Source organism: Bacillota bacterium (assembly GCA_033549065.1).
In the GTDB taxonomy this organism is placed as follows: domain Bacteria; phylum Bacillota; class Dethiobacteria; order DTU022; family DTU022; genus JAWSUE01.
Window position 1 is genome coordinate 127,992 of the sequence record JAWSUE010000002.1, and the last position, 12,009, is coordinate 140,000.

The window sequence follows — 12,009 nt, forward strand, 5'->3', positions numbered from 1 at the left end:
TTAATTATATTTTCCGACAATTATTTTGCCCTATTCTACCCGCTGATAAGCGCGAACCTCTTTTTCCGGGTAGCGGGCAAAGACAATAATACCGATTAAAATAAAAAGTGCCGAAACCGGACCGGTCAACTGTATGCCCAGGGGCTGGGCGGCAGTGCTGCCGAAAAGCTGCAGGAGCAATCCTGTAATCAGAGTCGAAACACCCAAAGCCAGTTTCAGGATAAAACCCTGGGCTCCGAAATACATCGCTTCCCTGCGCTGTCCGGAAAGCGTTTCTTCCAGATCAGAAACCGCTGCTACAATCGCATCGGGTACGATAAAAATAACCGAGAGGGGAAGACCGGCCAGGGCCATCAGGATATAGGCCACCGTTTCCGGTGGCATCCCGAGAAGAGGTTGACCGAGGAAGTAGAATAGAGGCAGCAGCACAAAAAAGGCCACCAGGGCAAACATCATATTGATTTTCAAACCCAGTTTTTTCGATAATATATTAACAACGGGAAAAAAGAGAAGGGCAACTACGAAGGCAAGTCCGAAATAGATAGATGTATCATCTTCGGTCCCCTTGAGTAAGATCGTCACGTATAGCGGGATATTCAAAGTTATAATATTAAAGCCGAGCCAGAAAGTTACGTTGCCGATGAGGTAAATAACAAAAGCTCGGTTCTTAAAAGTTGTGCTTACTGCTTCAACTAACCCCAGCGTTGCCGGCTTGGATTGGGCGTAGTCTCTTTCTTTGATCAGCAGCGGAATGTAGAGCAGTATAAGTCCTATAACGGCCATAATCCAGATCATTCCGATAAAACTTGTCAGGCCGATTAATATTCCCGCTCCAATCAGGGCAACCCCGACACCGAGCAGGCTGAAAACAGCTTTATAGGTTGCCAAATCGACCCTGTCCCGGTTTGTGCGAGCCAGTTCGGGGAGCAGGGCCAGATAGGGGCAGACATAGGCAGTGAACAGGGTAAAGTAAAGACCGAGCATTACAGCAACATATATACTGTTCCAGGCCGAAATTTCAGCCACAGGAGGATAAAAAAGAAGAATAAAGACTGCAGAATAGGCGATACCGCTGAACAGCATAAATGGCATCCTTCTTCCGAAACGCCCGCTGTAGTTATCTGACCAGCGGGATATCAAGGGATCAGCGACAGCATCTACTACCCTTCCAAAAAACATGATTACCCCAAAAAGAAATGGAGGCATCAAGGCCTCGACCCCTTCCAGCGGACTGGTAATATAAAAATAGAAGAGCCAGGTAATCAAGACCCGGTCGATGATACTAAATCCGCCCGCTCCTGCACCGTAAGCGATTTTCCCCCACAAAGTAAGTTTTTTCAATTCAGCCATATTTACCGACCTGCTTTCTTATGGTTAGTAATTGCTCTTATCATTGTCCCGGCAAAAAGAATTTTCATTTATATTCGCCAGTGCATAAGCTAAAAAGCCGGCTGCAGAGGCAAAAGCAGCGCCGGTTGATACCCGGCCGGTTTCCGGATCGACTGTCTCGCAGAAAAATCCATTATCCATCTCAATATCTTTGAAAAAGTCTACACCGCCGATGTTGCAGGCCAGTAAGTCATTACAGGCGCCCATCGGCCAGGGGTTGGAAGAGTGCAGTGAACCGGCTTCCTCAAAGCGGCTGTCACGGTGAAAATACTCATTATCTGTTGAACGGATCCAGCGTACGGTGTTGATCAATTCAGAATCCTTCAGGGAGCAGAAACCGTAATGAGCCAGCAGTTGCAGGCTGCCAGGCGGGTTGTCGTATACGAAAAAGCGACCTTCTCCGTCAACAGCCCAGGCGAACATGGTTCCAAAAGGGCCCTTGATCATACAGTGTTCGTAGATTGAATGCTGAAGTTCCAGGGCTAAAACGGCAAAATCGCCCTTATTCTGCCAGAAATCATCAGCTTGAAGCCTGCCCAAAAAACTGAAGGCACACTGCAGAAGTGCGTTATTGTAGGTAAGGTAAGGGAAGGGAACAGGATCATCTGAAGGGTCAAGGAAAGTGCTGTAAAGACCGGAATGCGGGTCAAAGTATTCAAGCGCTTTTTCACTTAGCATATTCAAACCCTGCTGGATATGATTGCTTTCAAGAATTGTATAATCCTCGGATTTCTTAAGGTAGTGGGCAAGGGCAATAATAAAAGCGGCCAGCTGATCTAGCTCAAAACCGGGGTAGAGCACAGTGCCATCAATGTAGTGAGCATGTTCACCGGCATTTCTGATGTGCCTTTTAAATACCGCCAGCAGCAGCTCCCGGGCAGTTCCACGGTCTGTCATCAGGACAGCAGGAAAATTCCAGAGCAGGGCATCCCTGCTCCAGAATGCGGCACTCACGTAATAGCGAGGGCTGCGCGAGGTAACTGAAACAAGCTCTTCACCATCAAGCGTGCGTCCCAGGGCAAAAAAGTAACTGAAAAACATGTTACGGTTTAGCAGCGCATCCAGCTCAGGCCTGTTGGTTTCAACCCGGCGATTCTCCAACCAGTTTACAGTTCTTTTTTCAAGGTTTGCCTGACCATGCCTGCGCAGATCAACATTGCCTGTGCCGGCACCGGCTGCTTCAAGATTTACAGAAGCAAATAGAGTAATATCATATTTTGCCCCGGGCTCTATAATGACCGAAGTCGATATGCTAAAGAGGTTCCCCGGGTTTTCAACAGTCATTTCAGCTTTTGGTTCTGCTGCCAGAGCCAAAGCGCTTAAAGGCAAACCGGCTGAACCTTCAAGTATTATCGTGTTGGTCCACTTGTCTATAAATAAATTTTGACGACTTTCAAGGGGTTTACGCATGAACGTTATCAAACTGAATTGATTCCAGGCACCCTGCCATCCAATCCTGATTGCAGTTTTTTCCATACCCCTGTTCTCGAAACAGAGTTTGTAATAAAAACCTTTAAATCCCGGAGGAGCAGCTATCTCACCGCTCAGTTTCCAGTCTGACTGATCATCGATATTAAAAGTAGGGATCCAGTCCAGCCTGTAATGCAAATCGATTTTACGGTTTAAAACTATTTCCTTACCATCAACTTCCAGCAGTGGGGCTATCAGCGGCTTATCATCACTGTTGCCGAATTCAAGCAAGCCGCGATGGTCAAGGCGCAAAACATTAACCGAAGTTATGGCAGCTTCATCATTAATCCAGGGTAGGGAAACATACTCATTTCCGGTTAAATAAACTGGAGACTCTTCGGTTACCAGTTCAGGAACAGTCAACAGAGCATTCGTTTCAGGATGACGTTTCACGTTTATTTCTCCTTCGGAGAACTCATCGATGGGCGAAAGTCGAAAAAACGTAAATCAATGGGTTGTATGTATAATGATAAATCTTTTTGCTAACGTTCGCTTTTTGTGCGAAAAAACCTTTAAAAAGTGCTGATTTTTACAAAGTAAAAAGCTATTGTGAACTAAAATAAAAATATATGGAACAATTTGAATGTTGTCAAGCTTTTACAGTTGTGCTATAATTCAGCCTATATAGAACTATCAATCAGTGCTTCTCTGAGGAGGGATGCCGAGCCGTTTTAACCCAATTATTTTCGGTAAAATTTAGCTTGAATAAGAAGAGGAGGTAAGTTGATTGAAAGGTAAATATTACCTGTTATTAACTTTGGTGGCAACTCTTGTTTTACTTCTGGGATTAGTAGGTTGTACCCCTGCAGCAGATGATACCGCTCCACCGGTAAATGGAGAGGAAGAAGAGCCGGGCCCCGAATTTGACGGTGAGATAAAAATAGCCGTAACCGGTCCGATGACCAATATTCAGGGCGAAATGATGTGGTGGGGAGCCACGATGGCGATGGAAGAAATCAATGAAGCCGGCGGCGTGGCTGTAGGTGATGAAAAATATTCTATACGTCTGATTCAGGTGGAAACAGATGAAATTATGGACCCGCTTGGTGCCGTATCTGCCGTTGAAAATGTTATTGTTTCCGAAGATCCTGATTTTCTGATTGGTGGATTTCGCACAGAGGCTGTTACACCCTATACCGATTTAGTGGCCAGAGATTACCAGAAAATATTCCTCATCTGTGGTGCCGCGACAAATGAACTTCTCCAGGGTAGGGTTGATGAAGATTATGAAACCTGGAAATACCTCTTCAGAGTTACGCCGATCCGCTCTACAGACCTTGTCAGGGTGACCATGTTAATGCTTCATGAAGTGGCCATGGCCGTTCGTGAAGAACTGGGAATTGCCGCTCCCAAGGTGGCTATTTTGGCTGAAGCGCTTGAATGGAATGAAGCCCTGGTTCAGGGCGCTCCCGCAGTTTACTTCCCGCAGCTTGGACTGGAACATGTAGGAACATTCAGGCCGTCGGCGACAGCTTCCGATGTGACAACCGAGTTAAGGGGTATTGAAGCCTCCGGAGCTCACATCATCTATACTATCATGTCCGGTCCTGTCGGTATCCCCTTTGGCAAGCAGTGGGGTGAACTTGAAATCCCGGCCTGTCCGGTGGGTATCAATGTTGAAGCCCAGAAGTCCGGCTATTTCCCGGCAACTGATGGGTTTGGAGACTATGATTATACTCTTAACACATTTGCCCTGAACGCCAACATTACGGACCAGACCATTCCCTTTATGACCAAGTTTATGGATAAATACGGCCAGGTACCCAACTACAATGCTGACACATATACTGCTGTTTACCTGCTAAAAGAGGCGGTCGAACGTGCCGGCACGATGGATACCGATGCCGTAATTGTAGAGATGGAGAAAACAGATCGGGTTGGCCCGGCTGGAAGAATCGTTTTTGACGAAATCCATGATGTAATCTGGGGTCCCGGTTATGTTACAGCCGTGGGTATTCAGTGGCAGGAAGGCGACCTGGTTGCCTGCTGGCCATATGAGTGGAGGCCCGATCCACAGAATGCTCCGGACCTGGTGGTTGGCTTTGATGGAGTAGTTCCCTACCAGATACCTCCCCACGTATTAAGACAGTGGAGGGGTGAATGATCTCGGTAACAGTAACGCAGTAAAAATATAAATGCAACTGGCTCTAGCGGGGAGCTCCTTTTCGGGGCTCCCCGGATTAAGAAGCATATTCAGTAACTGGTGAGAGGATTGTGTTATGCTGCTCAGTGATATTTTGGTATATGGTTTAATGAATGGCGCTGTCTATGCGATGCTGGCTATCGGTTTCTCTCTCATTTTTGGTTCTGCCCGGATTATTAACCTGGCTCACACCGCTTTTTTTATGCTCGCCTCGTACGCAGTTTTTTATTTCGGTTCAAACCTTGGGCTGAGTCCGTTTTTATCAATTCCTGTATCCATTATATTAGTAGTCCTGATCGGTGTTTTTGTCTATTATGTATTCATGGAACCGATCAGGGAACATGAAACAGCGGTTTTGATTGTAACCGTTGCTATCGCACTTGTATTTCAGGAGGCAGTTCTGATCATCTTTGGTGGCCATTACAGGGGTGTATCCAGTATCATATCCGGATACATCAGCCCCTTCGGAATCAGGATATCCTACCAGTATCTTTTGACCCTCGGCGTCGTCAGCCTCGCCTTGCTGACAGTCTGGCTGCTTTTAATGAAAACCCGTCTTGGGATCGCAATTCGCTCTTCAGCCCAGGACCGTGAAGTGGCCAACCTGATGGGTATGAATGTGGCCCGCATCGCGGCGGCGACCATGGCCATCTCGGTTGCTCTCGCTGCTGTAGCCGGTGTTATGGTTGCACCACTCTATACCCTTGAGCCGCACATGTGGCTCAATCCGCTGGTTCTGGTTCTGGCTATTGTTATCCTAGGCGGTCTCGGCAGCGTAAAGGGCAGTTTTATCGGGGCAATGATTCTCGCTTTTATTGAAGTAACCGTTGTATTTCTTCTGCCCGGTGGAGCCTTTCTTAAAGTGGCCATTGCCCTGGCAATAATGCTGGTTATTCTTATAGTCAGACCCGAAGGCCTCTTCGGAGTTTACCTGGAAGGGGAGCGATAAAACAATGAATTTGATCAGGATAGCCTTACGCTATATCCGAAATGAAATACTTGTTCTGCCTACCAGGGTTATTGCCATTCTATTCGTTATCGGCCTGCTCGTGCTGCCCCTTCTGACCCAGGATATGTATATCCTCCGCATCCTGGCCATAGCTGCAATCTTTGCCATCTATGCTGCCAGTTGGGATCTGCTCTCAGGTTTTGTCGGTCAGGTCAGCTTTGGCCATGCCCTCTTTTTCGGAGTGGCGGCCTATACAACTGCCCTGCTCAACCTGCGATTCGGAATATCGCCCATCCTGACCATTCCAATCGGTGCTCTGGCCTCAGTTCTGGTCGGCTTGCTGGTCGGCATTCCCTGCCTGCGCCTGAAAGGGCCTTATCTCGGACTGGCCACTCTTGCATTCCCGATAATGCTGATGGGAATTATCTTTATCTTTCCCGGTTTCTTTGGAGGTGAGCTGGGCATTTCGGGAATTACCAGGCTTGCTGCAGCCCGCCTCAATGAATACTATATTGCTGTTGTTTTTATGCTGATCCTCTGCTTTGTCATGTGGAAGATTACCGACTCGAAAGTCGGAATCATTTTTCACGCGATCAGGGAAGATGAAATAGCGGTGCGCGCCTCGGGAATCAATACAATCAAGTATAAACTCTTTGCCTTCTGTCTCAGCGGTTTTTTTGCCGGCCTCGCCGGAGGGCTCTATACTCACTTCCTACGAATTGCCGGGCCGTCAATGCTGGCTGTTTTAATGTCGTTCCAGGCGATTATCTGGACTATCTTCGGCGGCGTAGCCACCATCTACGGAGCGGTAACCGGTGTTTTTATTCTTTTCCCAACCCTGGAAATACTGCGCACCTTTTCAGATTATCGCATGCTGATTTTTGCGCTCATCGTTTTGCTGGTTTTGCGTCTAATGCCACAGGGCATTACGGTTTTTGTTCGGGACAAGTTGGAACGTGAATGCCCCCGCTGCAAGGTCAGAAATGTTTTTACCAGGAAAGAATGCCGAGTCTGTTACTCATCCATGAAATAGGTTATTGGAAAAACAATTCCCTCCCCGTTGTGGTGGAGGGAATTGTTATAAATATCAATTGAGATTATTTTCTACTGGTTTATCTATTTACAAACCCAGGTACGATTGACGCACAGTTTCATCCTTCAGCAGTTCAGCACTGGTTCCCTCGGTTACAATCTTTCCGTGGGATAAGATATAATTCCGGTCGGCCATGGCGAAAGTCATGCTTACATCCTGCTCAACCAGTAGGATTGTTATTCCAGAAGCCTGAATTGCTTTGATTTTTTCGAAAACCTGCTGTTTAATCTGCGGAGCCAGTCCCGTTGAAGGTTCATCAATACAGAGCAGGAGCGGTTCGACCATCAGTGATCGGCCGATTGCCAGCATCTGTTGTTCTCCTCCTGACAGAGTTCCCGATACCTGCTTGCTCCGTTCTTTCAAAATGGGGAAAATGCTGTAAACCTTTTCCAGGTTTTCATGAACTTCTTTTTTATTCTTAATCAGGTATGCTCCGGCCATCAGGTTTTCCAGGACGCTCATCTCCGTAAAGGGTCTGCGTCTTTCGGGGCAGTGGATCAAGCCTTTCTCGACGATCCTGTGCGCCGGTAAATTAATAATTTCTTCGCCGTTGAAAGAAACGTTTCCCTCAATGGTTATATCCCCGTACCTGGTTCCTTTCAATGTCTCTTTCTCCCAGCGGACCAGGCCGGTAATGGTTCTGATAAAGGTCGATTTCCCGGCTCCATTCGGACCGACCAGGCTGACCAATTCTCCCCGGTCGACGGAGATACTTACTTCATTTAAGATCATTGCTGTATCATATGAAACAGTCAGATTTTTTACTTCTAGCAGCACTTAGCCCACCTCCTTGCCGATGTAGGCCTCAATAACTGCTTCGTTTTTAATTATCTCCTCCGGAGTTCCGGTGGCGATAACCTTTCCGAAGTGCATGACAATCACCCGATCAACTATTTTCATCAGTTCATGGAGTTTATGTTCAATGATGATCATCGCTGCTCCTTCGCTGTGCAGGCGCCCGAAACGGCCACCCTTGTGCAGGCGGCGAACCGATTTGGCCATCAGTTCTGTTTCCGTTGGGGTTAGCCCGCCAAAAGGCTCATCGAGGATCAACAGTTCCGGTTCTGTGGCTATCGCCCGGGCGACTTCGAGCCTTTTCAAATCACCCTGGGAAAGGCGGGAGGCCGGTTCCATGGCCAGGTCTGATATGCCGGCAAATTCAAGGGCATCCATGGCCCTTGATTCGACTCTTTTAACCCATTCACCCCGCTTTGATGTGCGCGGGCCGAGGCAGGGGACCATCACGTTGGCAATAATCGGCAGCCTTCTGAAAGGGCGGGTTGTCTGAAACGTTCCGGCTATACCTTCTTCGACGATACTCCATGTTCGCATTTTGGTCAGTTCCTTGCCTTTAAAACGGATTGAACCGCTGTCTGGTTTCAGGATTCCCATGATCAGGCGGACCATCGTTGTTTTGCCGGCTCCGTTTGGTCCGATAAGCCCAACCATTTCATCCCTGGACATCTGGAAACTGACGTTATCTATCGCCGTCAGGCCGCCAAATCTTTTAGTTACGTTCTCAACTTCGAAAAATGGTGCAGCCAAGTCTATACCTCCTCATCCAGTTCTTCGCGCAGTTCCCGTCTCGATATTTTTCCCACATCGGTTTTCGGTAGTTCTCCCCTGAACTCAACAACTTTCGGAACCTTGTAGTGGGCCAGTTTCTCCTTACAGTAGTCGATGATATCTTCTTCAGAGACTTTGCCCCTTGCTTCAGGGTTCAGAACAACATTGGCCTTGATATACTGGCCAACCTTTGGATCAGGCACTCCGATTACTCCCACGGCCTTAATCTGGGGATGCTGGTATAGAACCTCCTCGATCTCCCGGGCGAACACGGAATAGCCCTTGAACTTGATCAGGTCTTTGGCCCGGTCGTAGAAAATGAAATAACCTTCTTCATCCATGCGGACCAGGTCACCGGTTCGCATGAAGCGCATACCGTCAATATCTAAAAAGGTCTTTTTGTTTTCCTCGTTGCGGTTCCAGTAGCCCTGCATGATATTTGGCCCATGCAGAATCATTTCCCCTGTTTCACCGACAGGTAGGAATTCATTCGTGTCGGGGTCGATAACCGCCGCTGTAATATTGGGCAGGGGGAGCCCGAAAGAACCCGGTTTGTGTCTTCCCAGGGGGTTAACGTGGCTAACTCCACTGGTTTCGGTCATCCCGTAACCTTCGGTAATTTCACTGCCGGTGCGCCGTTTCCAGTCCTCAAGGGTTGTTTTGTGCAAGGTATCAGCGCCGCAGACAATCATTTTCAATCTTTTCCAGTTAACCCGGTCAGTTTTTTCGTACTCTTTAAGGTATTCAAAAAAGGTGGGTACACCGAGGAATGTACTTGCCTGGTATTTTTCGATAGAGAAGAGTATGTCATCTATATCGGGCGTGGTAAAGAGGATCAGTGTTCCGCCGGTCAGCATGGTATTCAGCATGACGACCACCTGACCATAAATGTGGTAGAAAGGCAGAAAAGCCAAAATAACTTCTCGACCTTCTTCAAGGATTGGCCAGGATGCCTGAACCTGGACCTGGCAGGAAGTCATATTACGGTGGGTAAGCATGGCGCCTTTTGGCTGGGCTGTTGTTCCTCCGGTGTAGGGGAGAACAGCCAGGTCAACAGCCGGGTCAATTTCGACTGCCGGGGGATTCGGTTCTGTTTTTTTGATAAGGTCCTTCATCCGGTAAAAACCTTCTTTTTCATCGATCTTTGGAACAGGTACCTCAAGTTCACTAAAAGCTTTGCGCAGGACACTTCTACCGATCATTCTCCTTATTGTCGGCAGGTAGTCGCTTATGCCTGTCAGGAAAACCTTGTCCAGTCTGTGTCCGGTTTTGGCCACATTGTCATAGAGAATATCCTGGCAGACGATCATCCTTGCTTCACTATCAGTAAGCTGGTGCTTAACCTCGCTACTGGTATAAACCGGACTAATCGGTGTAACCGTTCCTCCAACCTTAAGGATGGCAAAATAGGCGACGATATACTGGGGGCTGTTAAGCAGGTACAGGGCTACCTTTTCACCCTTCTTGACACCCAAATTTGAAAGAGCCGTGGCGAAGCGATTTACTTCGTCCTGCAGCTGTTTGAAAGTGATTTTGTTGCCATAAAAAATAACCGCCGTGTGATTGGCGTATTTTTGGGCTGACTGATCAAAAAGTTCAATCAGCGATTGTTCAGGAACCTCTGTTGTCGGTGGAACATCTTTGTGGTAATACTTCAGCCATGGTTTCGACAAATAAAGTTCTTTATTTCCCACGATGAATAGAAGCCCTCCTTTGAATAAGGCGAGTAAGTTTGTAAATTACTTAATATTATAATAAAAATTACTTAATTATACAATATAAAATATTTTGTTCATTTAAAACCTTCAATTAACTTTCAACTTCCATCCATTTTCTCTATGCTCTTTAAATGCTGACTTTTATCGCTCATTCTGCTTGACTGAAAAGGGGCAAACCCTTATAATCTAATTTGACACATTAACATGTCGGGGTGGCGGAATAGGCAGACGCGCACGTTTGAGGGGCGTGTGGTAAATACCGTGGGGGTTCAAGTCCCCCTCCCGACACCAGAGCAAAAAGCGTGGAGATTTCTCTCCACGCTTTTTTAAGAACTTGATCACTTGATATACAGCTTACATATAAGGCCGCTTTTTTCTTTCTATTTAAAAATAAACACTGAGGGCAAGGTAAATATGCACCAAGGCAAAGGCGGTTCCAAGCAAAGCAAGCAGTCGGTGGACTTTCATCTTTGATTTAGGTTTTACAAGGGTTTTTTTAATCATCATAACCGATGCAGCTAAAAAAAGAAGGGCTGCTATAATCCCAAACCATATAAAAAACGGCAGGTAGGGCAGGTAAACAGTTAGAGCTATAATAATGTGGACAAGAACAAAGGCTGCAGCAATCTTGATAAATGTATGATGGGCTTTGATTCTTACTTTTGGTTTAAACAGTTTTTTATAAAATGCAATTAGTATTGTCATTAAGAAAAATAATGCTGCTATCAGCCCGAGCCATCCAAAAAAAGGAAAATTTAAAATTATGGACACCTCCCCGGTTATATGAGGTATTTAGAAAAGCATACCTTTTAATTAACTGCTAAAACTGTGATATATAATATAATTCGTTATTTTTATATTATATCCTCCGATATAACTTCAGTACAGCATTTCCTTAAACTAATATAAGGTACAAGTATTTGTTCGTTATTACTGATGCCCGGTTATAACCAGTTCTGCTACAATATAATTGTGAATAACTTGATAACTTAAAACACCCCTTGAAATTGACAGCTTATTAGAGAAAATCATTACTGATTGTGCTCTATATTGGGTATAATAGATTCAGCATTAAATTTTAATAACCTAAAGGAGAGTACATCATGGAGATTTATGAAGCGATTGAAAAACGAAGGACTGTCCGCGGTTTTAAAGAGAAGGTCTCAGAAGAGACATTAAAGAAAATGATTACTGCCGGAACCAAAGCGCTTTCGGCCGGAAACAGCCAGCCCTGGGAATTTATTATAATTGATGATCAAAAGCTATTGGAAGAGATTGGCGAGAACAAGTACCAGCAGAACCGCAGCTTGGTCGCTAAAGATGAAAAGGCAAAAGCGGCAATAGAAGCAGCTGCTCTTGTCCAGAAAAAGTCTTACCAGAACTGCAGCGCAATAGCTGTATGTTTCAAAGAGGGGCATAACCAGGTTGCCAGTGCCTGGTCATGTATTCAGAACATGGCTCTTGCTGCAACAGCCGAGGGAGTGGGAGTGGTAACCTCGAGTTTCTGGGGGGAACACCAAAAAATAGTAGAGAGGCTTTTAGGCCTCCCTGAAGGATATAAAGTGGCTACCGTTATGCTGGTTGGCATGCAGGATGGACCACCCAATGAAAAAATTCTTCGTCCTGAATCGAGCCTGGTGCATCGCAATAAATTTGGTATTCAGAAAATATAATTAACTAA

Annotated in this window: 10 protein-coding genes and 1 tRNA gene; 5 read left to right on the forward strand and 6 right to left on the reverse strand. The window is 46.3% G+C overall.

The annotated features are described in order from the left end of the window. Positions 1-30: 30 nt before the first annotated feature. A complete protein-coding gene (locus tag SCJ97_01795; protein ID MDW7738778.1) occupies positions 31-1,350 on the reverse strand; it encodes an MFS transporter in 1,320 nt (439 codons plus the stop codon). A gap of 24 nt (positions 1,351-1,374) precedes the next feature. Beyond that, positions 1,375-3,252 (reverse strand): glycoside hydrolase family 125 protein, encoded by a 1,878-nt coding sequence (locus SCJ97_01800; protein ID MDW7738779.1) that lies wholly within the window; start codon positions 3,250-3,252, stop codon positions 1,375-1,377. 334 nt (positions 3,253-3,586) lie between these two features. Here SCJ97_01800 and SCJ97_01805 point away from each other — a divergent pair, with 334 nt between their 5' ends. From SCJ97_01805 to SCJ97_01815, 3 genes are all read left to right on the forward strand, one after another. After that, entirely contained in the window at positions 3,587-4,963 is a 1,377-nt protein-coding gene (locus SCJ97_01805; GenBank protein ID MDW7738780.1) for an ABC transporter substrate-binding protein, read from the forward strand. 115 nt (positions 4,964-5,078) lie between these two features. Continuing rightward, positions 5,079-5,951, forward strand: a complete 873-nt coding sequence (locus SCJ97_01810; GenBank protein ID MDW7738781.1) for a branched-chain amino acid ABC transporter permease — start codon at positions 5,079-5,081, stop codon at positions 5,949-5,951. A 4-nt stretch (positions 5,952-5,955) separates the two neighbouring features. Next, positions 5,956-6,984, forward strand: coding sequence for a branched-chain amino acid ABC transporter permease (locus SCJ97_01815; GenBank protein ID MDW7738782.1), 1,029 nt, complete (start codon positions 5,956-5,958; stop codon positions 6,982-6,984). Between the two features lie 87 nt (positions 6,985-7,071). Here SCJ97_01815 and SCJ97_01820 read toward each other — a convergent pair whose 3' ends face one another. Genes SCJ97_01820 through SCJ97_01830 form a run of 3 tightly spaced genes read right to left on the reverse strand, consistent with a single transcriptional unit; the run spans position 7,072 to position 10,304 of the window. Further along, positions 7,072-7,821 (reverse strand): ABC transporter ATP-binding protein, encoded by a 750-nt coding sequence (locus SCJ97_01820; GenBank protein MDW7738783.1) that lies wholly within the window; start codon positions 7,819-7,821, stop codon positions 7,072-7,074. Continuing rightward, positions 7,822-8,589 (reverse strand): ABC transporter ATP-binding protein, encoded by a 768-nt coding sequence (locus tag SCJ97_01825; protein ID MDW7738784.1) that lies wholly within the window; start codon positions 8,587-8,589, stop codon positions 7,822-7,824. Between the two features lie 2 nt (positions 8,590-8,591). After that, positions 8,592-10,304: an AMP-binding protein gene (locus SCJ97_01830; GenBank protein ID MDW7738785.1), complete on the reverse strand. Its 1,713-nt coding sequence runs from the start codon at positions 10,302-10,304 to the stop codon at positions 8,592-8,594. Positions 10,305-10,534: 230 nt separating this feature from the next. Here SCJ97_01830 and SCJ97_01835 point away from each other — a divergent pair. Next, a tRNA-Leu gene (locus SCJ97_01835) sits at positions 10,535-10,619 on the forward strand. A gap of 93 nt (positions 10,620-10,712) precedes the next feature. Here the strand turns inward: SCJ97_01835 and SCJ97_01840 are convergent. Beyond that, positions 10,713-11,033 (reverse strand): hypothetical protein, encoded by a 321-nt coding sequence (locus SCJ97_01840; protein ID MDW7738786.1) that lies wholly within the window; start codon positions 11,031-11,033, stop codon positions 10,713-10,715. A gap of 398 nt (positions 11,034-11,431) precedes the next feature. Here SCJ97_01840 and SCJ97_01845 point away from each other — a divergent pair, with 398 nt between their 5' ends. Continuing rightward, entirely contained in the window at positions 11,432-12,001 is a 570-nt protein-coding gene (locus SCJ97_01845; protein ID MDW7738787.1) for a nitroreductase family protein, read from the forward strand. Positions 12,002-12,009: the final 8 nt, after the last annotated feature.

What these genes read in the sequence shown, in the direction of transcription:
- SCJ97_01795 (MDW7738778.1), bottom strand. Translation starts at nt 1,350, where the DNA reads ATGGCTGAATTGAAAAAACTTACTTTGTGGGGGAAAATCGCTTACGGT.
- SCJ97_01810 (MDW7738781.1), top strand. Translation starts at nt 5,079, where the DNA reads ATGCTGCTCAGTGATATTTTGGTATATGGTTTAATGAATGGCGCTGTC.
- SCJ97_01815 (MDW7738782.1), top strand. Translation starts at nt 5,956, where the DNA reads ATGAATTTGATCAGGATAGCCTTACGCTATATCCGAAATGAAATACTT.
- SCJ97_01840 (MDW7738786.1), bottom strand. Translation starts at nt 11,033, where the DNA reads ATGACAATACTAATTGCATTTTATAAAAAACTGTTTAAACCAAAAGTA.
- SCJ97_01845 (MDW7738787.1), top strand. Translation starts at nt 11,432, where the DNA reads ATGGAGATTTATGAAGCGATTGAAAAACGAAGGACTGTCCGCGGTTTT.